This window comes from Ruegeria marisrubri (genome assembly GCF_001507595.1).
GTDB lineage: Bacteria > Pseudomonadota > Alphaproteobacteria > Rhodobacterales > Rhodobacteraceae > Ruegeria > Ruegeria marisrubri.
In genome coordinates this window covers 66,761-92,810 of record NZ_LQBQ01000012.1, presented here as the reverse complement: position 1 = coordinate 92,810, position 26,050 = coordinate 66,761, and the positions used below count along the sequence as shown (strand labels likewise).

Annotated in this window: 25 protein-coding genes; 18 read left to right on the top strand and 7 right to left on the bottom strand. The window is 63.0% G+C overall.

Annotation, left to right across the window (positions count from 1 at the left end; translation table 11 throughout):
* Positions 1-38: 38 nt before the first annotated feature.
* Complete coding sequence (locus tag AVO45_RS07510) at positions 39-905, top strand: hypothetical protein (RefSeq protein ID WP_068345547.1); 867 nt, start codon at positions 39-41, stop codon at positions 903-905.
* Positions 906-979: 74 nt separating this feature from the next.
* Here the strand turns inward: AVO45_RS07510 and AVO45_RS07505 are convergent, their stop codons facing one another.
* Complete coding sequence (locus AVO45_RS07505) at positions 980-1,777, bottom strand: phytanoyl-CoA dioxygenase family protein (protein WP_068345544.1); 798 nt, start codon at positions 1,775-1,777, stop codon at positions 980-982.
* 88 nt (positions 1,778-1,865) lie between these two features.
* Between AVO45_RS07505 and AVO45_RS07500 the strand changes: the two genes are divergently transcribed.
* Positions 1,866-2,762 carry a LysR family transcriptional regulator gene (locus AVO45_RS07500; RefSeq protein ID WP_068345543.1) on the top strand — a complete coding sequence of 299 codons (897 nt, stop codon included), beginning with the start codon at positions 1,866-1,868 and terminating at the stop codon, positions 2,760-2,762.
* Here the strand turns inward: AVO45_RS07500 and irrA are convergent, their stop codons facing one another.
* On the bottom strand, positions 2,763-3,182 hold the full coding sequence (gene irrA, locus AVO45_RS07495) for an iron response transcriptional regulator IrrA (RefSeq protein ID WP_068345542.1): 420 nt from the start codon (positions 3,180-3,182) through the stop codon (positions 2,763-2,765).
* A gap of 187 nt (positions 3,183-3,369) precedes the next feature.
* Here irrA and fabA point away from each other — a divergent pair, with 187 nt between their 5' ends.
* From fabA to AVO45_RS07475, 4 genes are read left to right on the top strand one after another with little or no spacing between them, the layout of a single operon-like run.
* Positions 3,370-3,879, top strand: coding sequence for a bifunctional 3-hydroxydecanoyl-ACP dehydratase/trans-2-decenoyl-ACP isomerase (fabA, locus tag AVO45_RS07490; protein ID WP_068345540.1), 510 nt, complete (start codon positions 3,370-3,372; stop codon positions 3,877-3,879).
* Between the two features lie 48 nt (positions 3,880-3,927).
* Positions 3,928-5,157 (top strand): beta-ketoacyl-ACP synthase I, encoded by a 1,230-nt coding sequence (gene fabB / locus AVO45_RS07485; protein WP_068345538.1) that lies wholly within the window; start codon positions 3,928-3,930, stop codon positions 5,155-5,157.
* Between the two features lie 8 nt (positions 5,158-5,165).
* Entirely contained in the window at positions 5,166-5,957 is a 792-nt protein-coding gene (locus AVO45_RS07480; protein WP_068345536.1) for an enoyl-ACP reductase FabI, read from the top strand.
* A 58-nt stretch (positions 5,958-6,015) separates the two neighbouring features.
* The gene (locus AVO45_RS07475; RefSeq protein WP_068345534.1) at positions 6,016-6,255 is read left to right on the top strand and encodes a hypothetical protein; all 240 of its coding nucleotides are present in this window, start codon (positions 6,016-6,018) and stop codon (positions 6,253-6,255) included.
* Between the two features lie 63 nt (positions 6,256-6,318).
* Here the strand turns inward: AVO45_RS07475 and AVO45_RS07470 are convergent, their stop codons facing one another.
* Positions 6,319-6,747: an FKBP-type peptidyl-prolyl cis-trans isomerase gene (locus AVO45_RS07470; protein WP_068345532.1), complete on the bottom strand. Its 429-nt coding sequence runs from the start codon at positions 6,745-6,747 to the stop codon at positions 6,319-6,321.
* A 125-nt stretch (positions 6,748-6,872) separates the two neighbouring features.
* On the opposite strand from AVO45_RS07470, the gene AVO45_RS07465 reads away from it, so the two are divergent.
* The 10 genes from AVO45_RS07465 to AVO45_RS07420 all read left to right on the top strand — a co-directional run bounded on the left by AVO45_RS07465 (position 6,873) and on the right by AVO45_RS07420 (position 16,439).
* Positions 6,873-7,559, top strand: a complete 687-nt coding sequence (locus AVO45_RS07465) for a haloacid dehalogenase type II (protein ID WP_068345529.1) — start codon at positions 6,873-6,875, stop codon at positions 7,557-7,559.
* Positions 7,559-8,386 carry an alpha/beta fold hydrolase gene (locus tag AVO45_RS07460; protein ID WP_068345527.1) on the top strand — a complete coding sequence of 276 codons (828 nt, stop codon included), beginning with the start codon at positions 7,559-7,561 and terminating at the stop codon, positions 8,384-8,386. Before AVO45_RS07465 ends, AVO45_RS07460 begins: the two co-directional genes overlap by 1 nt.
* Entirely contained in the window at positions 8,383-9,357 is a 975-nt protein-coding gene (locus AVO45_RS07455; RefSeq protein ID WP_068345525.1) for a threonine ammonia-lyase, read from the top strand. The genes AVO45_RS07460 and AVO45_RS07455 overlap by 4 nt, the downstream gene beginning before the upstream one ends.
* A 117-nt stretch (positions 9,358-9,474) precedes the next feature.
* Positions 9,475-10,263: a 3-oxoadipate enol-lactonase gene (gene pcaD, locus AVO45_RS07450; RefSeq protein ID WP_068346644.1), complete on the top strand. Its 789-nt coding sequence runs from the start codon at positions 9,475-9,477 to the stop codon at positions 10,261-10,263.
* A 13-nt stretch (positions 10,264-10,276) separates the two neighbouring features.
* Entirely contained in the window at positions 10,277-10,990 is a 714-nt protein-coding gene (locus tag AVO45_RS07445) for an alpha/beta fold hydrolase (RefSeq protein WP_068345523.1), read from the top strand.
* Positions 10,990-12,327 carry a class-II fumarase/aspartase family protein gene (locus AVO45_RS07440; protein ID WP_068345521.1) on the top strand — a complete coding sequence of 446 codons (1,338 nt, stop codon included), beginning with the start codon at positions 10,990-10,992 and terminating at the stop codon, positions 12,325-12,327. Before AVO45_RS07445 ends, AVO45_RS07440 begins: the two co-directional genes overlap by 1 nt.
* 69 nt (positions 12,328-12,396) lie before the next feature.
* The gene (locus AVO45_RS07435) at positions 12,397-13,596 is read left to right on the top strand and encodes a TCR/Tet family MFS transporter (protein WP_068345519.1); all 1,200 of its coding nucleotides are present in this window, start codon (positions 12,397-12,399) and stop codon (positions 13,594-13,596) included.
* An 82-nt stretch (positions 13,597-13,678) separates the two neighbouring features.
* A complete protein-coding gene (locus tag AVO45_RS07430) occupies positions 13,679-14,782 on the top strand; it encodes a Zn-dependent alcohol dehydrogenase (RefSeq protein WP_068345518.1) in 1,104 nt (367 codons plus the stop codon).
* A 23-nt stretch (positions 14,783-14,805) separates the two neighbouring features.
* Positions 14,806-16,038: a mandelate racemase/muconate lactonizing enzyme family protein gene (locus AVO45_RS07425; RefSeq protein ID WP_068345516.1), complete on the top strand. Its 1,233-nt coding sequence runs from the start codon at positions 14,806-14,808 to the stop codon at positions 16,036-16,038.
* A 113-nt stretch (positions 16,039-16,151) separates the two neighbouring features.
* Positions 16,152-16,439 (top strand): ArsR/SmtB family transcription factor, encoded by a 288-nt coding sequence (locus tag AVO45_RS07420; protein WP_068345514.1) that lies wholly within the window; start codon positions 16,152-16,154, stop codon positions 16,437-16,439.
* A 6-nt stretch (positions 16,440-16,445) separates the two neighbouring features.
* Here the strand turns inward: AVO45_RS07420 and AVO45_RS07415 are convergent, their stop codons facing one another.
* Positions 16,446-19,457, bottom strand: a complete 3,012-nt coding sequence (locus tag AVO45_RS07415; RefSeq protein ID WP_240482112.1) for an ABC transporter transmembrane domain-containing protein — start codon at positions 19,455-19,457, stop codon at positions 16,446-16,448.
* A 203-nt stretch (positions 19,458-19,660) separates the two neighbouring features.
* Here AVO45_RS07415 and AVO45_RS07410 point away from each other — a divergent pair, with 203 nt between their 5' ends.
* On the top strand, positions 19,661-20,050 hold the full coding sequence (locus tag AVO45_RS07410) for a DUF3307 domain-containing protein (protein WP_068345509.1): 390 nt from the start codon (positions 19,661-19,663) through the stop codon (positions 20,048-20,050).
* A gap of 13 nt (positions 20,051-20,063) precedes the next feature.
* On the opposite strand, the gene AVO45_RS07405 is transcribed toward AVO45_RS07410, so the two are convergent.
* Positions 20,064-20,522, bottom strand: coding sequence for an Lrp/AsnC family transcriptional regulator (locus AVO45_RS07405; protein WP_068345507.1), 459 nt, complete (start codon positions 20,520-20,522; stop codon positions 20,064-20,066).
* A 147-nt stretch (positions 20,523-20,669) separates the two neighbouring features.
* Between AVO45_RS07405 and AVO45_RS07400 the strand changes: the two genes are divergently transcribed.
* Positions 20,670-24,077, top strand: coding sequence for an indolepyruvate ferredoxin oxidoreductase family protein (locus tag AVO45_RS07400; protein ID WP_068345505.1), 3,408 nt, complete (start codon positions 20,670-20,672; stop codon positions 24,075-24,077).
* Here AVO45_RS07400 and AVO45_RS07395 read toward each other — a convergent pair.
* Both AVO45_RS07395 and AVO45_RS07390 read right to left on the bottom strand, forming a co-directional pair.
* Positions 24,074-25,378, bottom strand: a complete 1,305-nt coding sequence (locus tag AVO45_RS07395; RefSeq protein ID WP_068345503.1) for an NAD(P)/FAD-dependent oxidoreductase — start codon at positions 25,376-25,378, stop codon at positions 24,074-24,076. The two genes, AVO45_RS07400 and AVO45_RS07395, sit on opposite strands and share 4 nt — an antisense overlap.
* Complete coding sequence (locus AVO45_RS07390) at positions 25,375-26,049, bottom strand: TetR/AcrR family transcriptional regulator (RefSeq protein WP_068345501.1); 675 nt, start codon at positions 26,047-26,049, stop codon at positions 25,375-25,377. The genes AVO45_RS07395 and AVO45_RS07390 overlap by 4 nt, the downstream gene beginning before the upstream one ends.
* Between the last annotated feature and the right edge of the window lies 1 nt (position 26,050).

Sequence of the window (26,050 nt, the reverse complement as noted above, 5' to 3'; positions counted from 1 at the left end):
TGGGCCCGATTTCCAGAAGGGCCGGCTCAGAACAACCGATGCGATACGATTCCCTCGACGATTTCCTCAAACGCGGCACTGCAGCGCTGGCCAAGGGTCCGGTCGCAATGATCTTCGCCGAGGATGATGTCGAAGTGGAAAGCACCCTGCGCCACCATCTGGGTCTTGGCTTCAAATCCATGCTGGCTCTGGTGCCATCAGAATTCGCCCTTCCGGAAGACGTCCAGGAACGCGTCCACCGTATCACCTTCAATTGCAAACCGAGAACCGTGGTCTTTGACGCGATCAACCGGATCATCGCGGCTGCGCCCGATATCTGGATGTACTACTGCTACAATTCGGAATACCTGTTCTATCCCTTCTGCGAGGACAGGACCGTGGGCGAAATGCTCGCCTTCCACACGGAGGAACGGCGCGATGCGATGCTGAGCTATGTCATCGATCTCTATGCCGATGATCTGAATCGCTTTCCCAACGCTGTTTCACGCGACCGCGCCATGCTCGACAGATCCGGCTATTATGCAGAAGCCAGAAAAGATCCCGAAAACGGCCACCCGCTTGAACGCCAACTCGATTTTTCGGGCGGCCTGCGGTGGCGGTTCGAGGAACATATTCCGAAGGACCGACGCCGGATCGACCGGATCGCGCTGTTCCGCTCGAAGCCCGGCCTCAAGCTGCTGCCGCACCACACGTTCAATGACCCGGAATACAACACCTATTCCTGCCCGTGGCATCACAACCTGACGGCCGCCATCTGCTCGTTCCGCACCGCCAAGGCGCTGAAGCGCAATCCCGGTTCCACTTTCGACATCCCCACCTTCCGCTGGCGCAACTCGGTTCCCTTTGAATGGAATTCCCGCCAGTTGCTCGACCTCGGACTGATGGAGCCGGGACAGTGGTTCTGATCACTCTGCCCCTTCATCTTTTCTGAAAATACTCCGGGGGAGCCGCGGCTTGCCGCGGCGGGGGCAGAGCCCCCTCAACGCCGGAACAGGATCGGAAACCAATCCTCGCGCAGACGCTGGCCCGGCTTCATCTCATGCCCGGGATAAGGCGGCGAGGTCCGGCCCGGCCGCTCGACATAACGCGCGTCATCCCCGACCAGCCGCAGAGAAAACGCCCGGCGACGTGCCTCCGATGTGTTCCCGCGCGCCCCATGCAGGGTGCGATAGTTGAAAGCCACTGCGTCTCCCGGTTCCATTTCAAACTCGACGATCGTCATGCCCTCAGCCTCTGGATCCGGCACCGGGATGTATTGCCCCTCGTCCGGGAAATACCCCTCCTCCGAAACCCAGCGCGTGGGCAGAACCTCTTTCTCCCACATATGCGAGCCGGCGACACAGCGCAGGGTGGCCTCCCTTACGGGATCAAGCGGCGACCAGAAACTGATCGTCTGCCGCCCTTCCACGAAATAATACGGCCCGTCCTGGTGCCACGGCGTCGCCATCGAGGTTCCCGGCTCCTTGACCAGCACGTGGTCATGAAACATCTGCGCCGTTTCCGACTGCATCAGGTCGGCGGCCACTTCGGCCGCCGGAGAGGTTTCCACCGCCTCGCGGAATTCCGGAATGCGTGTCCAGTTGCAGTAGTCGTCGAAGAAGCGCCCGGTCTCACCCCGCTTCTCGTTCTCCGAAGCGTAGGGCCCCGGCGAGGCCATGTTCGCCGCCACGCCGGCCCGCAACGTTTCGACATGATCCGCAAACAACCCGCGCACCAGCACGACACCATCGCGCTGGTAGCTATCGATCATTTCCTGCGTTACGAGGGGATGGGGCATCGTCGTCTCCGTTCAATCCGTTCGCCCGAGATATGCCCGTCGAAAAACCTCTATTCAAATCATATCTTTGAAAATAAATAATAACCTCATGTTATATCTTTCCCTGCGCCAATACGAATATGTTTGCGCCATCGGGCGATCCGGCAGCCTGTCGGCGGCAGCCCAGCAACTCCATGTCTCGCAACCCGCCCTGTCCGCGGCGCTCGCCAAGATCGAAGATCACCTGGGTCACCCGCTGTTCATCCGCCGACGCGGCTCGGGCATGGCCGTTACGCCGCAAGGTCGTGCGTTCATCGAAGAGGCCGAGGCGCTGCTCGCGCGAGCCGCTCGGCTCGAAGACCCGTCCCGCCCCCATCCGGGCGCCGGTCGCCTGAACCTGGGATGTTTCGTCGATCTGGCCCCATTTGTTTTGGCCCGCGCTCTACATGGTCTGCGCGGGGCCATACCCGAGGTGACCGTGACCTACCGTGCCGACAGGTTCGAGGCCCTGATCTCCGGGCTGATCAAAGGACAGATCGACCTGGCGATCACCTATGATCTGGGCATGGATGCCGGCTTCACCCGGGAAAAACTGTATGACAGCCGGCCTTGCGCCATCGTGAACCCCGAGCACCCGATGGCCGGTGCGGCACGAGCTTCCCTGGCCGATCTGACGGCGTTCCCCCTGATTCTCTCCGAAGAGGGCCTATCGGCCCAACACATGCTGAACCTGTTCCGGCGCAAGAGCCTGACCCCATTCGTCGCCCACAGGGCCGCTTCGCTGGAAATCCTGCGCAGTCTTGCCGCGCATGGCGAAGGCGTCGGCGTCAGCTACGCCAATCCGGCAAGCGCACGCAGCTACGACGGTAAACCGATCATCACCCTGCCGATCTCCGATCCCGAGGCCGCCGAGTCGGTCATACTGGCCCGGCACGGCACGGGTCCGGCCGATCCGCAGATCGCGCTGGCGCAGACAATACTTTCCGAAATGCTTGGGCAGGCGTGATCAGGCTTTGCGGCGCAGGCGGATCACCACGTCAACGGACGCAATCTCGACCCCCTCTGGCGCGTCCGGCAGGCGCTGAATCACCAACTGGTCCGACGGGGCGTCAGACAGGTGTCCTTCGTCCTCCCAGAAGAAATGCGGGTGGTCGTGGGTGTTGGTGTCGAAATAGCTCTTGGAGCCATCCACGGTGATTTCCTGCAAAACACCCGCCTCGCAGAACGCGCGCAGCGTGTTGTAGACCGTCGCAAGCGACACGGCCGCGCCGGTTGCCTTGGCCGCTTCGAACAGGCTTTCGGCGGTGACGTGGCGATGCTTGCCGTCTCCGACCAACAATTCGGCCAAGGCCACGCGCTGCCGTGTCGGTCGAAGACCGGCACCTGCCAACCACTTGGTGGCGATTTCCTGGCTTTGTGGCGTCATGACTCGGATACCCGGTTTTGCTAGCGGTTCATATATAAGGGCTGACAGCCGGGTTTTTCAAATGAAATTCATTCGCAAGTAGAACCTGCATGCCCGGGATGTGGCGCGGCTGCTCTTGCAGGACCTTGCGCGTGGGTGCTAGAGGGAGCCTGATACGATGAACGGACCTGGCAGGAGAGGCGGCAGAATGGCCCAATTCCCAAGCAGTTTTGACAAGGACGATCTGCTGAAATGCGCCCGCGGCGAACTTTTTGGCCCCGGCAACGCCCAGCTGCCTGCGCCCCCGATGCTGATGATGGATCGGATCACCGATATTTCGGCCGATGGCGGCGCTCATGGCAAAGGCCATGTGGTCGCCGAATTCGACATCACACCCGACCTGTGGTTCTTCGAGTGCCACTTCCCCGGCAACCCGATCATGCCCGGCTGTCTGGGTCTGGATGGCCTGTGGCAGTTGACGGGCTTCAATCTCGGCTGGCGCGGCTGGAAGGGCCGTGGTTACGCCTTGGGGGTCGGAGAGGTCAAGCTGACCGGCATGGTGCGCCCCGATCGCAAGATGCTGACGTATCACGTTGATTTCACCAAGGCCGTTCAGACGCGCCGCCTGACCATGGGTGTGGCGGATGGTCGGGTCGAAGCTGACGGCGAATTGATCTATCAGGTCAAGGACATGAAGGTTGCATTGTCGGAAAGCTGACCTCAGCTGACCGACGAAAGGCAAGGAACGGAATACAGGAGTCCGCATATGCGTCGCGTCGTCGTCACCGGATTGGGGGTCGTGTCCTCCATCGGGAACAATGCCGAGGAAGTCCTTGCATCGCTCAAGGCAGGCAAATCCGGCATCGAGGCCAACCAGCAGATGGTCGAACACGGCTTCCGCAGCCAGGTGGCCGGGTCGCTCAAGATCGACGTGGCCGAGCATGTGGACAAGCGCGTCCTGCGGTTCATGGGGCCGGGCGCGGCCTATGCCCATATCGCAATGAGTCAGGCGATTGCCGATTCCGGCCTGACCGAGGATCAGGTCGTGAACCCGCGCACCGGCTTGGTCGCCGGTTCGGGTGGGCCGTCGACCAGTGCCATGCTGACGGCACACCAGACCGTTCTGAAAACCGGTGCGACCAAGAGGATCGGGCCGTTTGCCGTGCCGAAATGCATGTGCTCGACGATTTCGGCCAACCTGGCCACCGCCTTCAAGATCAAGGGCATCAACTATTCGATCACCTCGGCCTGTTCGACCTCGCTGCACTGCATCGGCAACGCGGCCGAGCAGATCATGATGGGCAAGCAGGACGTGATGTTCGCTGGCGGCGGCGAGGAACTGGACTGGACACTGTCCTGCCTGTTCGACGCGATGGGTGCGATGTCGTCGAAATACAACGACACGCCCGAGAAAGCCTCGCGCGCCTTCGACCAGGATCGTGACGGCTTCGTCATTTCCGGCGGCGGGGGCATCGTCGTGCTGGAAGATCTGGACCACGCCCTGGCGCGCGGCGCCAAGATCTATGCCGAGGTCACCGGATTTGCCGCCACCTCGGACGGGCACGACATGGTGGCCCCGTCGGGCGAAGGCGGCGAACGCGCGATGCGGCTGGCGCTGCAGAGCGTGCCCGAGGGCCGGAAGATTTCCTACATCAACGCCCACGGCACCTCGACCCCGGTCGGTGATGTGGGCGAGGTCGAGGCCGTGCGCCGGATCTTCGGCGAGGGCAAAGTGCCGCCGATCTCGTCGACCAAGTCGATGACCGGCCATGCACAGGGGGCCGCTGGCGCACTCGAGGCGATCTTCTGCCTGTTGATGCTGGAACACGACTTCATTGCGCCTTCGATCAATGTCGACACGCTTGCCGAAGGCATCCTGCCCGGCGAGATCGCGACGAAAGTCGTTGAAAACGCTGGCCTTGACAGTGTCATGACCAACAGCTTCGGCTTTGGCGGCACGAATGGGTCAATGGTTCTTTCCAAGTATCACGGGTGAGAGTAGAGATGTCGGAATTACTGAAAGGCAAGCGTGGCCTGATAATGGGCGTGGCCAATGATCGATCGATCGCATGGGGCATTGCCAAGGCCATGCACGAGGCTGGCGCTGAACTGGCCTTCACCTACCAGGGTGAGGCTTTCGGCAAGCGTCTCGAGCCTTTGGCCGAGAGCGTCGGCAGTGACTTCATGGTCGATGCGGATGTAACCGACGATGCTTCGCTGGACCGGGCGTTCGCCGAGTTGGAGGCGCGCTGGCCCACCATCGACTTTCTGGTGCATGCGATTGCCTATTCGGACAAGAACGAGCTGACCGGTCGGTTCCTCAATACCTCCCGCGCGAACTTCAAGCATTCGATGGATGTTTCGGCCTATTCCTTCATCGAGGTGGCGCGCCGCGCCTATCCGTTGATGAAGGACAACGGCGGAACCCTGCTGACTCTGACCTACCAGGGGTCGAACCGGGTGGTTCCGAACTACAACGTGATGGGCGTTGCCAAGGCGGCGCTGGAGTCTGCCACCCGTTACCTTGCCAACGATCTCGGCCCTGACGGGATTCGCGTCAACGCGATCTCGCCCGGCCCGATGAAGACGCTGGCCGGTGCGGCCATCGGCGGCGCGCGCAAGACTTACAAGTTCTGCGACCAGAACGCGCCGCTGCGGTCGAACGCCACGCTTGAAGCGGTCGGCGGAACCGCGGTCTACCTTGCGTCCGACGCCGGCGCCTGCACATCCGGCGAAATCATCCGCGTCGATGGCGGTTTCCATGTTCTGGGGATGCCACAGCCGGATTACATGTGACCCGGTTTTTCCCTGCCCCTGCCAAGAATTAACCATAGTTCGGGGCGAAAAATCCGGCATGAGCAAAGTCGATCTGATCCTCACGGCGACGGAACGCCGGGCGAAAGCGAAACGGGTGCTGGCCAAGAAAGCGCCTGAACGCGAGCCGCTTCGGCCGGAGGACATACTGCGCCTTGCCGCCTTGGGTCTGTGCATGTTTGTGGCAGGACTTGTCATTCTGTCACAGCCCGCGGTCATCAACTGGCTGAGCGGAATGGCTCAGGCGGCCAGCAGTCTGAGCCAGCCACCGCACTACTGACCGGAAACGCCACGGGGCACCCTTGGCGCCCCGTAGAAATGCTCGCGCGAGTGATCGGCGGGCTCAATTGATCGATACGATCTCTATGTCGAAAATCAGATCCTGCCCGGCCAAGGGGTGATTGGCATCGAGCGTGACAGTCGATTCGTCCACTTCGACCACGGTCACAGGAAGGGCGTGCCCGTCAGGGGTCTGCATCTGAAGCTGCGTTCCCAGATCCAGCGGAATGTCATCGGGGATGCCCTCACGCGGGATGGCCTGGCGCATGGCCGGGTTGACCGGGCCATAGGCCTCGACGCATGGCACTTCGACCCGTTTCTTTTCGCCGAGCACCATGCCCGGCAAGGCCGAATCCAGACCTGCGATGATCTGTCCCGAGCCGACAACGAACTCAAGGGGATCACGGCCTTCGGAGCTGTCGAAGGTCTTGCCGTCCAGCAGAGTCCCCGTGTAGTGGATGCGAACCGTGTCGCCTTGCTTGATTTCGGTCATGGGTATTGGGGTCCTCTACTATTGGATTGAAGAAAACACCCTAGAGCGTGACGCCCCAATGTAAACCCTCCCCCTTCCCCCCTGCGCTCCGCTGTGCAAACCTGCGCCGGACGAGGGAGGACAGGATGGCGATCACCACCTGCATTTTCGATGCCTATGGTACGCTTTTCGACGTTGCCGCCGCCGCCCGACAGGCCGCGGCGGAACCGGAGCATTCAGAGCTGCGCGACAAGTGGCCGGATCTGGCCAATCACTGGCGACTGAAGCAGCTGCAATACACCTGGCTCCGGGCCATCACCGATGCCCACACGGATTTCTGGAAGGTCACGCAAGACGGTCTCGACTGGGCGCTGGAGGCGACCGGTCTGGACGGCAAGCCGGCCCTGCGCAAACGCCTGCTGGACCTCTACTGGGAATTGCAGGCCTATCCCGAGGTCCCTGACATGCTGCGCGCGCTCAAGGCGGCGGGCAAGCGGACGGCGATCCTGTCGAACGGCTCGCCTGCCATGCTTGATGGCGCGGTGCAGTCGGCCGGGATCGGCGATGTTCTGGATGACGTTCTGTCGGTCGAAAGCGTGGGTGTCTTCAAACCGGATAGCCGCGTCTATGACCTGGTGCCCGGGAGGTTCGGCTGCGCGAAGGACGAGGTGTTGTTCGTCAGCTCCAACGGCTGGGACGCTGCGGGCGCCAGCGGCTACGGCTTCGTCACGGCCTGGGTCAATCGGTCGGGCGAGCCGATGGACCGCTTGCCGTGGCGGCCTGTCCATGTACTGTCCGACCTGACCTCGATACCCGAACTTGCAGGGGCCTGATGCCGTATTTCACCACCACCGATGACAGGCGGATCTATTTCGAGGACAACGGCGAGGGCCAGCCGCTGCTGTGCCTTGCCGGGCTGACAAGATGCAGCCGGGATTTCTCGTTCCTTGCACCGCATGTGGCAGACCTGCGCATGATCGCAATGGATTACCGCGGCCGAGGCCGGTCGGATTACGACCCCGATTACATGAACTACAATATCTTCCGCGAATCCCATGACGCGATCGAGTTGCTGGATCACCTGGGGCTGGGCAGGGTCACGGTTCTGGGCACATCGCGGGGTGGTCTCATCGCCATGGCGTTGGCCGCCAGCCACCCCGAGCGACTGGCCGGCGTGGTCCTGAATGATGTGGGGCCGGTGATCGAACCTTCGGGGATCGCGCGGATCATGGAATATGTCGGCAAAAAGCCGGTCTCGAAAACCTACGATCAGGCCGCACGCGTTCTCAAGGACGCGATGGAGCCGCAGTTTCCCGGCGTGCCTCTGGAAAGGTGGCGCAAGCAGGCGGAAATCCAGTACGAAGCCACCCCTGACGGTCTGGCCCTGCGCTATGACGACGCGCTGCACAAGGCGTTGCTGGAACAGGCCGCCACCGGCGCGATTCCGGATATGTGGCTGTTCTTCGAAGCTCTGAGGGACGTCCCCACCGGCGTGATACGCGGGGCCAATTCCGACATCCTTGGCGCAGATACACTGGCCGAGATGCACCGGCGGCATCCGGGTCTGATTTCGGCAGACGTTCCTAACCGTGGCCACGCGCCGTTTCTGGACGAACCCGAATCCCTCGACATCATCCGCCGCATTCTGGAGGCCTCATGAGCAGCCTTGAAATGATCGAGGCCGCCGCCGGGCGGCTCAAGGGCCATGCCCGCCGCACCCCGCTGCTGGACTCGCCCTTTCTGGACGAACTCGCCGGACGGCGCGTGCTGGTGAAGCCCGAGTGCCTGCAGCACACCGGCAGTTTCAAGTTCCGCGGTGCGTGGTCGGCCATTTCGGCGCTCGATCCTGACACCCGCAAGCGTGGCGTGATCGCCTATTCCTCGGGCAATCACGCGCAGGGCGTGGCGCTGGCGGCGTCGAAACACGGGATTGCCTCGGTGATCGTCATGCCCTCGGACGCGCCGCAGCTCAAGATCGACAACACCCGCGCGCTGGGGGCCGAGGTGGTTCTGTATGACCGGGCTACAGAAAGCCGCGAAGAGATTGGCGCCGCGCTGGCCGCCGAACGCGGGCTGACCCTGATCAAGCCCTATGACGAACCGCTGGTGATCGCGGGTCAGGGAACGGTCGGGCTAGAAATCGCCGAGCAGGCCAAGGAGCTCGGCATTGAAAAGGCGGATGTCCTTGTCCCCTGTGGCGGCGGCGGGCTGACCTCGGGGATCGCGCTGGCGCTGGAAGGGCACGCCCCGGGCCTGCGCGCCCGCCCCTGCGAGCCGGAAGGGTTCGACGACACGAAACGCTCGCTGCTGTCCGGCCGGATCGTGAGCAACACCGAGACATCCGGCAACATCTGCGATGCCATCCTGACGCCGCAACCGGGCGAGATCACCTTTCCGATTCTGAAACGCCTCTGCGGCCCGGGCCTGAGCGTGTCCGAAGGCGAAGCGTTGCAAGCCATGGCTCTGGCCTTTTTGCGGCTGAAGATCGTGATCGAGCCGGGCGGGGCGGTCGCCCTGGCCTCGGCCCTGTTCCGGCGGGACGAGATCGAAGGCGATACGGTCATCGTGGTCGCCTCGGGCGGCAACGTGGACCCCGAACTGTTCGCCGGTGCCCTGAAACACATACCGTGATGGGGCCCGTGAATCACGCGTGCGCAGTGGATCACAAGGGGGCGCTGCCTTATACCCGGAATAAACCGACGGTCGGGCGCTGCTCGAGTGCCAGCCCGGAACAAATGGATGAGTGTCATGAAGATCGCCGAACTTGGAAATGTCCAGCTTCACTACAGGATCGACGGCGACCCGGATGGCGCGCCGGTGGTCTTTGCCAATTCGCTGGGCACCGACATGCGCCTTTGGGACGACATACTGCCGTTGCTGCCCAAGGGGCTGAAACTCATTCGCTATGACAAGCGGGGCCACGGGTTGTCGTCGCTGCCGCCGGGGTCTTATTCCATGGGTGCGCTGGTGCGTGATGCCGAGGCGCTGCTGGACATGCTGGAAATCCGCGACTGCGTTTTCGTGGGGCTGTCGGTCGGCGGGATGATCGGTCAGGGGCTGGCCGTCAAGCGGATGGACCAGGTCCGTGCGCTGGTTCTGTCGAATACCGGCGCCAAGATCGGAACGCCCGAGATGTGGAGCGACCGTATCGCCGCCGTTCGTGAAGGAGGGATAGAGGCGCTGGCGGACAGCATTCTGGAGCGGTGGTTCTCGAAGGACTTTCTTGCCACGCCCGAAGTGGCCCTCTGGCGCAACATGCTGGTGCGGCAGCCGGACGAAGGCTATGCCGGCGTGTCCGCCGCGATTTCGGGCACCGACTTCTATACGCCGACCAGCGGGTTGCGGCTGCCGACCCTCGGCATTGCCGGCAGCGAGGACGGGGCCACCCCGCCCGATCTGGTGCGCGAGACCGTCGATCTTGTGCCGGGGTCGCGCTTCGAGCTGATCCGCCGGGCCGGCCACCTGCCCTGCGTGGAAAAGCCCGAGGAATACGCGGCTATCCTGACGAAATTCCTGAAAGAAACCGGGCACGTCTGAGGCACGAAAAATCATGGCCGATTTTCTTCTGGTTCACGGCTCTTGCCACGGCGCCTGGTGCTGGCGCGACCTGATCCCCGAACTCGTCGCACTGGGCCACTCGGCCCGGGCCATCGACATGCCCAGCCATGGCGAGGACGAGACCCCCATTGCCGACGTCACTCTTGAGGGATGCCGGGACGCTGTTCTGGCCGCCTCGACGCCGGAAACCGTCATCGTCGGCCATTCCTGGGGCGGCTATCCCATCACCGCCGCAGCCGAGGCCGAGCCGGGCATGATGCGCGGTCTCGTCTATCTGTGCGCCTATGTGCCGATCTCGGGCCTGTCCATCGCCGAGATGCGCAGACGCGCAGACCGCCAACCCCTGATCGGTTCGGTCGTGAAGTCCCCCGACGGCCTGTCCTACGAGATCGAGCCCTCTCGGATCCGGCCCCTGTTCTATCACGACTGTTCCGACGAATGCGTGGACTACGCCCGGGCCCATCTCTGCCCGCAGGCGATCGGGCCGCAGGAAAAGCCGCTGTTTCTGACCGAGCGTTACGGCAGAGTGCCCCGGGCCTATATCCGCACCACCGACGACCGGACCATAACGCCCGAGTTTCAGGCCGAAATGTGCCGCGACTTCCCTGGCGACAGGCGGTATGACATGGACAGCTCGCACTCGCCCTTTTTCTCTCACCCGCGGCAGTTGGCCCAACTGCTGAGCAAGATCGAAAGACAGTTCTGATGGCTGGTTCCGTCTTTGACAGCGCTATGTTTTCGAAACTCTTTCCGACCGGAGAGATTGGCCGCCTGTTCACCGACAGCGCCGAATTACGGGCGATGCTGCTGGTCGAGGGGATGCTGGCCAAGGTTCAGGGTGATCTGGGCGTGATCCCTGCGGAAAGCGCGCAGGCCATCACCCGCGCCGCGATGGAGGTGCAGCTTGATCCAGGCGCGTTGGCGCAGGCCACCGGCGAGAACGGCGTCAGCGTTCCGGCCCTTGTGGCTGCTTTCCGGGCCGAGATGCAGGCCCCCGAACATGCAGCCTTCGTGCATTGGGGGGCCACATCGCAGGACATCATCGACACCGGTCTGATGCTGCGGCTGCGGCAGGCGCTGACGTTGGTAGAAAAAGACCTGACCTCCGTTCTTGCCCGGCTGTCGGAACTGGCCGAGGCGCATGCCGCCCTGCCGATGCCGGCCCGAACCTACGGCCAGCACGCCACGCCCACCAGTTTCGGCGCCGTCGTCGCCGGTTGGGGCGCTCCGCTTCTGGGGCTTCTCGACGAATTGCCGGAACTGCGCCGGACCTGTCTGCTGGTCTCGCTTTCCGGCGCGGCGGGGACGAGTGGCGCGTTGGGTCCGCAAGCCACCGAAACCCGCAAGGCGCTGGCCGGACTGCTCAACCTGCAGGATCCCGGCCGCAGCTGGCACACTGACCGCACACCCGTCCTGCGCATCGGCGACTGGCTCACGCGGGCGACTCTGGCCTTGGGCAAACTCGGAGAAGATGCGATCGAGCTGACCCAGACAGGGATCGGCGAGATTCGTCTTGGCGGCAGCGGCGCGTCTTCGACGATGCCGCAGAAACAGAACCCGGTCGGCCCCTCCGTTCTTGTCGCCTTGGCGCGGCAACAGACGGGTTTGTTCAGCACCTTGCAGGGGGCTGCGATGCACCGTCACCAAAGGGATGGCGCCGCGTGGTTCACCGAATGGATGTGCCTGCCGCAAATCGTTCTGGGCGCGGGGGCAGCCGGTCAGGTTGCGTTGCGATTGGTTCAGGGTATCGAACCGAATGCCGAGGCCATGCGCGCGGCGCTGGAACAGAATCTCGGCCTGATCCACGCCGAGGCGCTGAGCTTCGAACTGGCCCGGCACATGCCCCGGCCCGAGGCGCAAGCCACCACCAAGGCACTTTGCCGAGAAGCGGTGGAAACCGGCACGCCGCTGCGCGACGTGGTCGCGCGCGCATGGCCGCAGATCGACACGGCAACCCTGTTCGATCCGGCAGAACAACTTGGCCTTGCCCCGGAAGAGGCCCGGAGTTTCGCCCGCAGGGTGACGGAACGTTCCAAGGAGTGACCTCGAAACACCCCCTTCCCTGCCTGACTGGGCGCGGCTAGGGTTCCGGCCAGACCGAGACGTGAACCCATGCGCCTGCCCTTTCTCTTCGTCCTGACCACCGTGATGATCGACGCCATGGGCATCGGTCTCATCATGCCGATCATGCCCAGCCTGATCGTCGAGGTCCAGGGCGGCGCAATTGCCGATGCGGCGATCTGGGGCGGGATCCTGACCACGACCTTCGCGGCCATGCAGTTCCTGTTCGGACCGGTGCTGGGAAACCTCTCGGACGCTTGCGGGAGGCGCCCGGTTCTGCTGGTTTCGCTGTTCGTGATGGCACTGGACTATGTGGTCATGGCCGTCGCCGGCTCGATCTGGCTTCTGCTGCTCGGCCGCATCGTCGGAGGCATCACGGCCGCCACCCACTCCACCACGGCCGCGTTCATGGCAGACGTGTCCGAACCCCAAGAAAAGGCCGCCAATTTCGGCTTGCTCGGTGCGGCCTTCGGGGTCGGATTCGTGCTGGGGCCGATGATCGGCGGCTTGCTGGGCGAATACGGAACCCGCGCGCCCTTTTGGGCTGCTGCGGCCCTTGCCGGGCTGAATTTTGGGGCCGGCGTTCTGGTCATGCCCGAAACCGTGACGGACGCGACCCGCCGCCCGTTCCAGTGGCGCCGGGCGCACCCTTTCGGTGCGATGCGCGCTATTTCGCAACTTCCCGGCATCCGGCCGCTTTTGTGGGTCTATTTCCTGTATTCCGTGGCGATCTACGTCTATCCCGCCATCTGGTCCTATTTCACGCAGGAACGGTTCGGCTGGTCGCCGCAACTCATCGGTATTTCGCTGGGCATCTACGGGATCGCCATGGCCGCCGTGCAGGGCGGGCTGATCCGGCCCGCCACCCGCTACCTGGGAGAGCGCGGGACAGTCGTTTGGGGGCAGATGTTCGATATCGCCGGGTTCGGTGTGCTGGCCTTTCTCACCAATGGCATGATCGCCCTGATGCTGATTCCGGTCACCGCGCTGGGCGCGGCGGTGACTCCGGCGCTGCAAGCGATGATGTCAAAAGCGGTTCCCGACAGCCAGCAGGGCGAGCTTCAGGGCGTGCTGGCCGCCATACACGCCTTGTCGATGATCATTTCACCTCTCGGGATGACGGCGGTATTTGCCTACTTTGCCCGTGAGAACGCGCCGGTCTATCTGCCCGGCGCTCCGTTCCTCGTTGCGCTGGTCCTGATGCTGGCGGGATTCGTCATATTTTTACGCGCACCCCGTTCCGTGACGTAAGAACGACAAGGTTGTGGCGTTTTCCGCCTTGCGAAGCGCCCCCTCCCCGCGCCACCGTGGCCACAAGCAAGGGGAGGAAACCATGCAAACCATCAAGGCGGCCGTGTGCCGGGAATTCAACAAGCCTCTGGTGATCGAAGAGGTTCAGATCGCGCCACCTGGAACCGGCGAGGTCGAGGTTACGCTGGACGCAGTAGCCATCTGCCATTCCGACATAACCTATGCCAGCGGCGCGTGGGGAGGATTTCTGCCTGCCGTCTATGGCCACGAAGCCGCCGGCATAGTCACGGCGGTGGGCGATGCCGCCGGTGATTTCAAGGTCGGCGATTCCGTTGTCGTCACTCTTATCCGGGCCTGCGGTTCTTGTCCGTCCTGCGCCGGCGGCAAACCGACCATCTGCGAAACCCCCTACAACACGGTCAAAGGCCCTCTGAAAACGGCGGATGGTGGCCCCCTGGAGCAGGCGATGGCCTGCGGGGCCTTTGCCGAAAAGGTCGTGGTCAGCCACAGGCAAATCGTCAAGATACCCCAGGACATGGCCAAGGACGTGGCCTGCCTGCTGTCCTGCGGCGTGATTACCGGCGTCGGTGCGGCGGTGAATGCCGCCGGTCTGCGCCCCGGGCAGGATGTCGTCGTGATCGGCGCGGGCGGGGTCGGCCTGAACGCGATCCAAGGCGCACGGCTTGCCGGGGCACGTCGCATCGTGGCGGTGGACATGACCGAGGAAAAGCTGGAAATCGCCAAGGAATTCGGCGCGACGCACGGCGTGCTGGCAACACTCGATGCCCCGTGGAAGGCCGCCTACAAGGCACTCGGGGGTCGAGGGGCCGACGCCGTTCTGATCACCGTTGGGGCGATCCCGGCCTACGATCAGGCACCGCGCTATCTGGGCCGCGGCGGCAAGGCGATCATGATCGGCATGCCCCATTCCGGCGCGCAGGCGAGTTACGAGCCGGTGATCCTTGCCGCCATCGGACAGGGGCTGATCGGATCCAAGATGGGCGACGTGGTGATCCAGCGCGACATTCCGTGGATGATCGACCTCTACCAGCAGGGGCGGTTGAAACTGGACGAACTGATCTCGGGGCGCTGGACGCTGGACCAGATCAACGAGGCGATCGAGGACACCAAAACCGGCAGCGCCAAGCGCAACGTGATCCTGTTCAACCGGGATGCGGCGGAATAGCCTCGCGAGAGGGAGGAGAGCCTATGAAACTGCAGGATCTCGACGTCATCGTGACTGCGCCACCCGCACCCGGATGGGGCGGGCGCTATTGGATACTGGTCAAGGTGACGACCGATACCGGCATCACCGGCTGGGGCGAATGCTATGCCTCGTCCGTCGGGCCGGAGGCGATGAAGCACGTGATCCACGACGTGTTCGAACGCCACATGGCCGGCGAGAACCCCGAGAATATCGAGTTGATGTTCCGTCGCGCCTATTCCAGCGGTTTCACGCAACGCCCCGACCTGACCGTGATGGGCGCGTTCTCGGGGCTGGAAATCGCCTGCTGGGACATTCTGGGCAAGGATCGCGACCGCCCGGTTCACGCCCTGATCGGCGGGCGGATGAATGATCGGATTCGGGCCTACACCTATCTCTACCCGCTGCCACAGCATGACCTGACCGATTTCTGGACGTCCCCTGAACAGGCAGGGGAATGTGCCGCCGAAATGGTCCGGCGCGGCTATACGGCGGTCAAGTTCGACCCGGCAGGCCCCTACACCATGCGCGGCGGGCACATGCCGGCAATGTCCGACATCTCTATGTCGGTCGCATTCTGCAAGGCCATCCGCGAGGCGGTGGGCGACAAGGCCGACCTGCTGTTCGGCACACATGGGCAGTTCAACACCGCAGGCGCCATCCGGCTGGGTCAGGCGCTGGAGCCCTACTCGCCGCTGTGGTTCGAAGAGCCCACGCCCCCCGACATGATCGAGGACATGGCCCGCGTCGCCCGCAATGTCCGCATCCCGGTCGCCACAGGTGAACGCCTGACAACCAAGGCCGAGTTCGGCGCCGTCCTGCGCGCGGGCGCTGCCGAGATCCTGCAGCCTGCCCTTGGCCGCGCCGGCGGCATCTGGGAGATGAAGAAGGTCGCGGCCATGGCCGAGGTGTACAACGCCCAGATGGCGCCGCATCTCTATGCCGGGCCGGTGGAATGGGCGGCCAACATCCAACTGGCCGCCTCGGTCCCGAACATCCTGCTGCTGGAAAGCATCGACACCCCCTTCCACGACCGGCTGATCAAGGGGGCGATCCGGGTCGAAGGGGGCTTCGTGTCGCCACCCCAAGCTCCGGGGCTGGGAATCGACGTTGACGAGGATTTGGCCCGCGCCCATCCCTATACCGGCGAAGGCCTGCACCTGCAGATGCAGGAGGACCCGTGCAACTATGTGGAGGGAAACGCGTTTCAGGGGGGCGCCCCGGCACGGGAGGGGTGACATTAGTGCCGAAGTTGGGGCATATTGCGTCAACCTTGAAATTGCTATGCGGATGAGCCGTGACGATCCAACCGACAGATTCCCATCCCTTGTCCCCGGACACACCTGCCGACATGCAGGCAAGTGCCTGTCAGGCGGCGGCCTTTCTCAAGACGCTGGCGCATGAAGGCCGGCTGATGATCCTGTGCCACCTCGGCGCAGGAGAGAAATCCGTGGGTGAGTTGGAAAGCCTGATGGACATGCGCCAGGCAGCGGTCAGCCAGATGCTGGCGCGGCTGCGCGAAGAAGGGTTGGTCAGCACACGCCGCGAGGGCAAGACGATCTACTATTCCCTGACAGACGGCAAGACCGCCGAACTGATCGAGCTGCTGTACCGGCAGTTCTGCGGCCCCAAGACCTGAACGGGCTCAGCTCGAAACGTATCCTGCAACAACCTGCAAAAGCTTGAAAGCGGTCGCGGCGTCGTTTTCGACCACCGCCAGAAATTCCTCTTCGCCGATGCGCAGGCAGGTCAGGTCGGTTTCGGCAATCATACTGAGCGCGCGCGGTTCTTTGCGGATCAGACCAAGCTCGCCGACCAGCGTTCCGGGGCCTACCTTTGCGACCAGTTGATCCTCTTCGCCTTCCGGCTTGGGCAGATACAGCGCGGCCTCGCCCTCGATGATCATGTAGGCGCCATCCGTCGGCTCGTCGTCCTTGAGGAACACGACCTCGCCAGCCTTGGCCGAATACCAGCGCGCACCAAAGGCCAGCAGGCGCAGTTGCCGGCGGTCCAGCCCAGAAAACAGCGGCGTCTGCTCCAGCGCCCTCAACTTGCGCGCAAGGTCCGCCGAGGCGGCACTTTCTTCCTCGAACTCCATGGGAGCCTCCTCGCTGACGATCCTGCCCTGCCGGATCTCGATATGCAAATCGAAGGCCTCGGGAGACTGGAACTGGTCGTTGAGATAGATGACGGTGGTCTCAGGCAACAGGGCGCGCAGGTTCTTGTAGACCGAAACCTGGGTTTCCATGTCGTAGCTGGCCAGAGCCGAGTCCAAGATCAGGATGTCGGGTTTCTTGATCGTGGCACGGGTGAAGGACAGGGGCTCTGCAAAGACCGCGGGCAGGTTCTGACCACCCAGCGCGACCGGAACATCGAAAATGAGTTCCACGACGTAAGGGCGGGCGCCCTGTTCCGAAAGCACCTCGACGATCACCTTGCGCAACTCGTCGGCGCGGGCACCACCGACCTGGCTGACCTTGCCGAACAATGCATTCTCGAGAACGGTCAACCCGGGCGCAAATTCATCTCTATGCAGGGGCTCGAACACTCCATGCAGGCTTTCGAGCAACTTTTCCGAATGCGAGTGGCGCAGTTCGAGGATGCGGCTCTTGAGCTCATCTGAAAAGGCTGGCCCGATCTGTTCGGCCGAAATGACGAATGGCACCGCAAGGAAACTCGCCAGTTCGGCGTCGTCCAGCGCGGCGGCACCATCGCTGCGCGTTCTCTCCACCAGCTCAACCGCCGCCTCATAAGTCTTGGCCTCTAGCCCCAGCTTGCGGAACAACGGATGGTCCGTTCCGTCCAGGCCAAAGATCTGGCGCAGCATCTCGATCACATCACTGGTCAGACCGACCAGCGTCTCATCCAGCCCCAGTTCCCGCAACTGCCCAAGAAACACCGTCTGCTCCGCCAGCAATTCCTGTGTCACAGGAACGCGCGGCGTTGCAAACAGAAGGTTCTCGGCCACCGGCAGAGCCGGATTGTAAGAGTCCCAGTCAAAGACAAAGGCCTGCTGCTCCAATCCGGCATCGCGCACCGCCTGCTGCACCACGGGACGCAATTCTACGAGCTTGGCGGCCAGTTCCGGATGCTCCTTCGCCTCAAAGACCTGATCGGCAGCGCGCCGCAGAAGGGCCGCGCCCGATCCCATCCCCTCGATCAGTTTCAACCACCAGTCCCGCAGTTCGGAAACGTTCTTGAACCCCGCGCGCGATGGATCAAGCCATTCCGTCTCAAATGGATCGGGACTGTTTCCAGCCCGCAGAGTTTCCAGAAAAAAGTCGTCCTTGGGAATTTCGCCAACGGGTTTGAAGCGCATGGGCATCATGACGTTGTCGCCAAAAGTGCCCTGGAACATCACTGGCCGCGAGCTGGCATGACCAATCCGCAAAGCCAGAACCGCCTGATGCAATTCGGACAGGTTCAGCCCCCCGACCGTCACCTTCCCCGAACTTGGCAGTATCTCTCGCCGCAGCAGTTCGCCCAGCGCCCGGCGGTCTTCCTCGCTGGGGGCGGAAATACCGATGACGCCTCCGCCCGGCAGCGTGATGTCGAGATCGTCCAGCACATGATTGCCATCGGCATCGCGGACCGAGACGTGATCCAGCACGATGTCCCCGTTCAGACGCGGGTACTCCTCTGGCTCGCCCTCCAGCAGGTTCTCGTCGAACATGCCGGGCGGCGCAAAGCGGTCGATCACCACCTCCCACCGCAGCGACATGTCCTGCGTCTGGTTGTAATAGGTCAGAAGCTCTTTCCACGGAGAGCTGAGATCCTTGTAGGCCGCGAGCGCCGCAACCAGAGCGCCCAGCGAGACGCTGCCCTGCAACACCAGATAGCCGCCGACCGAGTAGAACAGAAACGGTGTCAGCTGCGAGATGAAGTTGTTGAGAAACTTCATGAAGAATTTCTTCTGGTAGATCTCGAAACGGATGCCGAACAGGCGCCCCAATTGATGCGAGATCTTCGCGCGACGATACCGCCAACCGGCATTGCTGCGCAGCGTCGAGGCTCCGGCCGCGCTCTCGCCGATCTGGGCGGCCAGAACGCGGACCTCCTGAATACGTTTCTTGTTGAGCAGGTTGATCTGGCGCTGCAGCTTTGGGATCAACCAGGCCTGAACCGGGATCAGCGCCACCGCGGCCAGCCCGAACCAGGGGCTTTGCACGAACAGGAAGGACAGGATGGTCAGCATCTGCCCGGCCTGCAGGACCGGCTGGCTGATCGCGTCCCCCATCAGGCCGCCCATCGGCTCGCTTTCGGCGGTCACCATCGAAACCAGTTCGCCCTGACTGACCCGTTCGAAATAGGGCTGGGGAAACAGCAGGATACGGCTGATGAGTTGGTAGCGGAAGCGGCGCAGCATCCTTTCGCTCAGAACGCCCTTCATGGTGTTGATCCGCATCTTCATCAACCCATGCGCCAGCACCGCGAGCAGGAAGAGAAGACAGAGAACCATCAGAAAGGTGACGCGGTCGAGAGTGTATCCCAGAACCTGAACGGTCTCGGTGGTTGCGCCGATCGCGTCGTTGATGATCCGCTTGGGAAGTTCAAGCGTCAGGTAGAGAAGCGGAAAGAGCGTCGCCGTGACGGCCAGAAGGATCAGCTGGTCGCGTTTCGAATATTTCCAGATGAAGCGAAAAAGCGTGCGTTCTATGGGACCGGCCCCTGTTGAATTACCTTTTGAACCTTCCCTTTGTCGGCAACGGATCTTTAACGAATTCAGGCTATCGCAACCGCGCCATGCGACGCAAATGGTTTCCCTTTTGTGCGGATATTCGCGTTATGTGAACGAGTTCATTTGCGCCAAGCGAATTATCCCCCTAGTCTAAACCATAGGATGATATCGGGAGGATCACCTTGCCGGCTACGCTAGGCAGCCTGTTGCTGTTGCTTTGCCTTTTGCAGGTAAAGCACATGTTTGCCGACTATTACCTGCAGACGCCCAAGATGTTGGACGGTCGGGGTGAGTATTTTCACGCGGGCCGGGCACAACATGCCATCGTCCACGCGCTTGGATCGGCGATTGTTTTCCTGATCGTCGGTGCGCCGTGGTCGTTCATTTTGGTCATCGGATTTCTGGAATGGGTGATCCATTTCAACATTGATTTCGCCAAGGCCAACTATTCAGACAAGAAACAGCTTCAACCCGATCAGGCAGCCTTCTGGCGCACGGCGGGGCTGGATCAGTTGCTCCACAACCTCACCTATGTCGCCATGGCCTGGGCCTGGGTCGAATTCGCGCATTAATCTTAGGGCCGCTTCAGACCTCGACCGGCCGGTTCCGCTTGATGGTGCGCAGCACCACGTTTGTCTGGGCGCTTGCGACCGCCGGAAGGCGAAACAGAAACCCTTCGAGAAAACGGTTGTAGGCGGCAAGATCGGCACACAACACGCGCAGATGATAGTCCGCCTGCCCGGTCGTGGCATAGCATTCCTGAACCTCCTTGCTGTTCTCGACGGCCCTGATGAACTCGACGATCCCGTCGGGGTCGTGGCGGGTCAGGTGAACATGCACGATCGCCTGGAATTGCAGCCCCATTGCCGAAGGACTGACCACTGCGCCGTAGCGTTCGATGACTCCCGCCTCTTCCAGACTCCGGACACGCCGCCATAGTGCCGAAGGCGACATGCCCACCGCCTCGGCCAGATCGGCATTCGAGATTCGGCAATCCTGCTGAAGCAAGGCGAGGATGCGGTGATCACGGTCATCGAGATGCATAGGGCTGGTCACTTTTTTCTTTTTTCGCCACAAATTTGGCTATTTTCACCACGATTCCGCAATAATGCAATCAAGTTTGGATCACTTTTCCACTCGCATCCGGCTATCCTCTCCTTTCCAATACGCGCGCTCGAAGGGGATACTCCGATGACCCGCCATGCTTCCGATTTCCGGACCTACCAGTTGGAAGACCGCTACAATCTATCCCAAGGCAGGGTATTCCTGACCGGGACGCAGGCCCTGGTCCGGATCATGATGGATCAGGCGCGGCGCGACCGGGATGCCGGTCTGAACACCGCCGGGTTCGTGTCGGGATATCGCGGCTCTCCGCTCGGCGGTCTGGATCTTGAAATGTGGCGCGCCAAAGACCGGCTGACCCAAGACCGCATCACCTTCATGCCCGCGGTAAACGAGGATCTGGGCGCGACCGCCGTTCTGGGCGCACAGCAGGCAACACTGGACCCTCATTGCGAGGTCGAGGGCGTTTTTTCAATGTGGTATGGCAAGGGCCCTGGCGTGGACCGCTCGGGCGACGCGCTGAAGCACGGCAACGCCTATGGCTCGGCCCCCAAGGGCGGCGTGCTGGTCGTGGCCGGCGACGACCATGGCTGCGTCAGTTCGTCCATGCCGCACCAGTCGGACGTGGCCTTCATGGCATGGTTCATGCCCACGCTGAACCCGGCCTCGGTCGAGGAGTACCTGGAATTCGGCGAATACGGCTTTGCGCTGTCGCGGTTTTCCGGCACCTGGGTCGGGTTCAAGGCGATCTCGGAAACCGTCGAAAGCGCCCGCTCGGTCGAGCTGCGCCCCGACCGACAGTTCATCCGGCCCGAGATCGACCTGCCCCCTGGCGGGCTGCATGTGCGCGCCGCCGACCTGCCCTCGCCCGAGATCGAGACCCGCATCCAGCACAAGCTGCGCGCGGTCCGCGCCTTTGCCGAGGCCAACCCGATCGACCGGCGCATCTATGACATCGAAAAGGCCAGGTTCGGCTTCGTCACCACCGGCAAGGCGCATCTGGACCTGATGGAGGCGCTGCGCCTGCTGGGGCTGGATGAGGCCGCCTGCCGCCGTCTGGGCATCGACATCTACAAGGTCGGCATGGTCTGGCCGCTGGCGCGGCGCAACGCGCTGCGCTTCGTGAAGGGCAAAGCCGAGGTGCTGGTCGTCGAGGAAAAGCGCGGCATCATCGAAAGCCAGTTCAAGGAGTATTTCTATGACTGGCCCGGCGACAAGCCGCACAAGATGGTGGGCAAATACGACAGCCACGGAGAGCCGCTGATCCCCTGGACGGGTGAACTCAGCCCGCTGATGCTGGTGCCGATCGTGGCCGACCGCCTGCACCGGTTTTTCCCCGAAGAGGACCTGCCCGCCAAGGCCAAGGCGCTGGCCGATCACCCCCCGCAACTGATCAACGTGCCCGGCGCGACCCGCACGCCCTATTTCTGTTCGGGCTGCCCGCACAACACCTCGACCAAGGTGCCCGAGGGTTCGATCGCGGCCAGCGGCATCGGCTGCCACGTCATGGCCTCGTGGATGGACCGCCATACCGTCGGCTATGCCCAGATGGGCGGCGAGGGCGTGCCGCATGTGGTGGCGTCCAAGTTCAACGGCGGCAAGCACATCTTCCAGAACCTTGGCGAGGGCACCTGGTATCACTCGGGCTCGCTGGCGATCCGGCAGGCGGTCGCGGCCGGGACCAACATCACCTACAAGATCCTCTACAACGATGCCGTGGCCATGACCGGCGGCCAGCCGGTGGACGGCCCGGTCAGCGTCGCCGGCATCGCCCAGACCTGCCGCGCCGAGGGTGTGGAACGGATCGCCATCGTGTCGGACGACATCTCGAAATTCCACCACGCGGACTTCCCGTCGGAAACCACGTTCCACGACCGGGCGGAACTGGACAGCCTGCAACGCGAACTGCGTGAGACGCCGGGCGTCACCGTCCTGATCTATGAACAGACCTGCGCCACCGAAAAGCGCCGCCGCCGCAAGCGCGGCACGATGGAGGACCCCAAGCGGTTCGTCTGGATCAACGATCTGGTCTGCGAGGGCTGCGGCGACTGCTCGGTCGAGTCCAACTGCCTGAGCGTCGAGCCGCGCGAAACTCCGTTTGGACGCAAGCGCAAGATCAACCTTTCCACCTGCAACAAGGACTATTCCTGTCTGGGCGGCTTCTGCCCCAGTTTCGTCACCGTCGAGGGCGCCACGCGGCGCAAGCGCGCGGTCAAGCTGGAGCTGAGCGCGCTCGAGGCCGACCTGCCCACCCCGGAAATGCCACCACTCACCGAGCCGTTCGACCTGCTCGTCACCGGGGTGGGCGGTACCGGCGTCGTCACCGTCGGTGCGCTGATCACCATGGCCGCCCATCTGGAGGGCAAGGGCGCATCGGTACTGGACTTCACCGGGTTTGCGCAGAAATTCGGGACCGTTCTCAGCTATATCCGTCTTGGCACCGCGCCCGAGGCGCTGAACCAGGTGCGGATCGACCAGGGCAGCGCGGATGCGGTGATCGGCTGTGACATCGTCGTCAGTTCGGCGCCCAAGGCCTCGGCCCATTATCGAAAGGGCACGCAGGTCGTGTTGAACCGGGCCGAGATGCCCACGGGCGATCTGGTGCTGCGCCGCGACGCCCAACTGAAGGTGGACAAGCGCGAGACCGCCATCGCGAATGTCGTGGGCCCCGATCATGTGAGCGGCTTTGACGCCAACGCAGCCGCCGAGGCGTTGCTGGGCGACGCGGTGTTCGCCAATGTCATGATGCTGGGCTACGCGTGGCAGAAGGGGCTGGTTCCGGTGTCCGAGGCTGCCCTTGGGCAGGCGATCCTGCTCAACGGTGTGGCGATCGAGAAAAACCGGCTGGCCTTTGCCATCGGCCGCTGCATGGCGGCCGACCCCGCGCGGCTGGACGGCTACAAGGACCCGCGCCCCGAGGTCGAAACGCTCGACCAGATGATCGACCGGCGCGCCACTTTCCTGACCGAGTATCAGAACGCGGCCTATGCCAAGCAATACACCGACCGTATCGCCAGGTTCCGCGCGGCACAGCCCGATGTGCCCGAGAATCTGATCCGCGCCGTCGCGCGCAACCTGTTCAAACTGATGGCCTACAAGGACGAGTTCGAGGTGGCGCGGCTGATGACCGGTGAATCCTTCTCCAAGGAACTGGCCGAGCAGTTCGAGGGCGATTTCAAGATCAAATACCACATGGCACCACCGCTGCTGATCGGACCCAAGGACGCGCGCGGCAGGCCCGAAAAGCGGGTCTTTGGCCCGTGGCTGCGGTCCGCCATGGGGCATCTGGCCCGGTTCAAGTCGCTGCGCGGAACGGCCCTGAACCCCTTCGGCTACCATGGCGAGGCACGCATGCACCGGGAAACGCTGGCCTGGTATCAGGCGCTGTTGGACCGCGCCGAGCGTGAGTTCACGCCTGACCGGCAGGCGGCATGGATCGACGCTCTGGCGGCCGCGGACGAAATCCGCGGCTATGGCCCCGTGCGGGAAGAGGCTGTGCGCAAGGCCCGCACCGTCGTGGACCAGGCTCTGTCCTAACCCAGAACCGAAAAGCTGCTTTCGGCGTTGATGGGCCGTTTGCGGGAATAAAAGCCCACGTCGATGGTGCGTTTGATATAGGGCAGTTCGAATTGCAGGGGCTGGGCGTCGTGATCCGCCCCGCCCTCGCAATACTCGACCAGCGCGGCCATCATCTTGCCCGCGATCGGCGCGTTCTTGTATTGGTTCCCGCTGGTGCCGCAGGCCATGTAGAAGCCCGGCAGGCTGGATTTGTCATAGATCGGGATCCAATCGGTCGAGGCGTCATACAGATCGACCACCCCTCGCATCCTTGACGAGATACCCAGCGACGGCACCCGCTGCGCATAGCGCATCGCCTGCGTCGTCCACTGGTCGGTGAAGTCGTGGTTGTAATGGATGTCATCCTCGCACCACTGATGCGGGTCGCATTCGGGATCTTCCGAGCCGACCAGGATGTGGTTGCCGTGTTCGGGCCGGCAGTAGCAGGCGATATCGCTGTCCGAGACGATCGTTCCGTCATGCTCGAAGTCGAACCCTTCGGGCGCGGGAACATGCACGACCTCCTGCCGCAGCGGGCGGGTTTCGATGGTCATGTCATCCAGCACCCCGGCCATGCGGTTGATGATCGACGATCCCGGGCCGGCCACGTTGATCACCACGGGCGCATGAATTTCCTCGTCAGAGGCCAGCCGGACGCCCGCGACCTTGCCACCTTCCTGCAGGATTTCGACGACCTCCGCCCCGGTGCGAACCTCTGCCCCATGCAACTTGGCCGCGTCCAGCAGGTTCTGCGCCGACAGGGCCGGATCGGTGACATAGCCCGCCTGCGGCCAATAGACCCCGCCGCCCATCCGCGCCCCGTTCGGCTGGCCGAACTCCGGGTCGTCCATGCGCTTGGCAGGGGCAAAACTTTCCAGAGAGTAGATCGGCAGGCGGTCGAGAATCTGCTCGGCCGTCCATTCCTCGAAGGGGCAATCCAACTCGGCGCTGTATTTCATGTGCTTTGCCAGGTGGCCGTTGGCCTCGGTCTTCATCACAAGGCACCCCGTCTCGCGGAACTGCGCCAGATCGGCCCCTTCGGGCAGCCCCAGATACTCGGCCCAGTCGCGCCAGTAGTGATAGCCCTCCCACGCAAAGGCGGTGCCGTCGAAGGTGGAATAATGCATCCGGATGATCGCGCAGGACCCGGCGGTCGAGCCATGCCCCACCTGCGCGTTGCGGTCCAGCGAGAGGGTTTTCCAGCCGGCCTTGGCCATCTCGAAGGCGACGGCCGCGCCGATCACGCCGGTTCCGATGATGATTGCATCCGGCTTGCTCATGTCTCTTCTCCCTCCCAGAACCGCTTGGCATAGTTGGTGAACGCTTCGATTTCCTCGGGCCGCCCTTGAACTCCGGTGAACACCAGCAGGTAATAGGGCAGCAGCTTGAGCCGGAATTCCACCGGCTCGTTCAGTTGCGCCAGATCGTAGCCGATCTGCATGTAGTACAGCACCCGGGCGCGGGTGACCGCCTCCAACTCCTCGTAGCCGAAGCGCATGAACATCCGTTTCAGCGCCTCCAGCCGGCGCGCGTCGGACTGATCCAGCATCCGGCGCACCTTGCCCGAGCGCCGCGCCCAGTCGCGCACCGCGAAATCAAGGGCGGTGTCGAACAGGTCCGGATTGACCACGCAGTGATGCACGTTGCAGACGGCGGCGGTGATGGTCTCGGCCGGGGCCTCGGCCTGCGCGATCAGGGCGGCGGTGTTTGTGGCCTGCCAGCGATCCAGCAGCGCGTCCAGCAACTGCTGCCGGGATTTGAAGTACCAATAGAATGAGGACCGAGACACCGCCATGCGATCGGCCAGGTTCAGCACCTTGACCTGCTCGACCCCGTCCGAGATCAGCACGTCCATCGCCACGTTCAGCCAGTCGTCGCGCGTGACCTTGACGTTGCCGACCAGCGGCTCGGCCTTGGGGTCGTCACGATGCAGGATGGGTTTGTTGCTCATC

Bases quoted from the DNA above. Each gene is read 5' to 3' on its own strand.
- AVO45_RS07510 (WP_068345547.1), top strand. From the start codon at position 39: ATGCGATACGATTCCCTCGACGATTTCCTCAAACGCGGCACTGCAGCG.
- AVO45_RS07505 (WP_068345544.1), bottom strand. From the start codon at position 1,777: ATGCCCCATCCCCTCGTAACGCAGGAAATGATCGATAGCTACCAGCGC.
- AVO45_RS07500 (WP_068345543.1), top strand. From the start codon at position 1,866: ATGTTATATCTTTCCCTGCGCCAATACGAATATGTTTGCGCCATCGGG.
- irrA (WP_068345542.1), bottom strand. From the start codon at position 3,182: ATGACGCCACAAAGCCAGGAAATCGCCACCAAGTGGTTGGCAGGTGCC.
- fabA (WP_068345540.1), top strand. From the start codon at position 3,370: ATGGCCCAATTCCCAAGCAGTTTTGACAAGGACGATCTGCTGAAATGC.
- fabB (WP_068345538.1), top strand. From the start codon at position 3,928: ATGCGTCGCGTCGTCGTCACCGGATTGGGGGTCGTGTCCTCCATCGGG.
- AVO45_RS07480 (WP_068345536.1), top strand. From the start codon at position 5,166: ATGTCGGAATTACTGAAAGGCAAGCGTGGCCTGATAATGGGCGTGGCC.
- AVO45_RS07475 (WP_068345534.1), top strand. From the start codon at position 6,016: ATGAGCAAAGTCGATCTGATCCTCACGGCGACGGAACGCCGGGCGAAA.
- AVO45_RS07470 (WP_068345532.1), bottom strand. From the start codon at position 6,747: ATGACCGAAATCAAGCAAGGCGACACGGTTCGCATCCACTACACGGGG.
- AVO45_RS07465 (WP_068345529.1), top strand. From the start codon at position 6,873: ATGGCGATCACCACCTGCATTTTCGATGCCTATGGTACGCTTTTCGAC.
- AVO45_RS07460 (WP_068345527.1), top strand. From the start codon at position 7,559: ATGCCGTATTTCACCACCACCGATGACAGGCGGATCTATTTCGAGGAC.
- AVO45_RS07455 (WP_068345525.1), top strand. From the start codon at position 8,383: ATGAGCAGCCTTGAAATGATCGAGGCCGCCGCCGGGCGGCTCAAGGGC.
- pcaD (WP_068346644.1), top strand. From the start codon at position 9,475: ATGAAGATCGCCGAACTTGGAAATGTCCAGCTTCACTACAGGATCGAC.
- AVO45_RS07445 (WP_068345523.1), top strand. From the start codon at position 10,277: ATGGCCGATTTTCTTCTGGTTCACGGCTCTTGCCACGGCGCCTGGTGC.
- AVO45_RS07440 (WP_068345521.1), top strand. From the start codon at position 10,990: ATGGCTGGTTCCGTCTTTGACAGCGCTATGTTTTCGAAACTCTTTCCG.
- AVO45_RS07435 (WP_068345519.1), top strand. From the start codon at position 12,397: ATGCGCCTGCCCTTTCTCTTCGTCCTGACCACCGTGATGATCGACGCC.
- AVO45_RS07430 (WP_068345518.1), top strand. From the start codon at position 13,679: ATGCAAACCATCAAGGCGGCCGTGTGCCGGGAATTCAACAAGCCTCTG.
- AVO45_RS07425 (WP_068345516.1), top strand. From the start codon at position 14,806: ATGAAACTGCAGGATCTCGACGTCATCGTGACTGCGCCACCCGCACCC.
- AVO45_RS07420 (WP_068345514.1), top strand. From the start codon at position 16,152: ATGCAGGCAAGTGCCTGTCAGGCGGCGGCCTTTCTCAAGACGCTGGCG.
- AVO45_RS07405 (WP_068345507.1), bottom strand. From the start codon at position 20,522: ATGCATCTCGATGACCGTGATCACCGCATCCTCGCCTTGCTTCAGCAG.
- AVO45_RS07400 (WP_068345505.1), top strand. From the start codon at position 20,670: ATGACCCGCCATGCTTCCGATTTCCGGACCTACCAGTTGGAAGACCGC.
- AVO45_RS07395 (WP_068345503.1), bottom strand. From the start codon at position 25,378: ATGAGCAAGCCGGATGCAATCATCATCGGAACCGGCGTGATCGGCGCG.
- AVO45_RS07390 (WP_068345501.1), bottom strand. From the start codon at position 26,049: ATGAGCAACAAACCCATCCTGCATCGTGACGACCCCAAGGCCGAGCCG.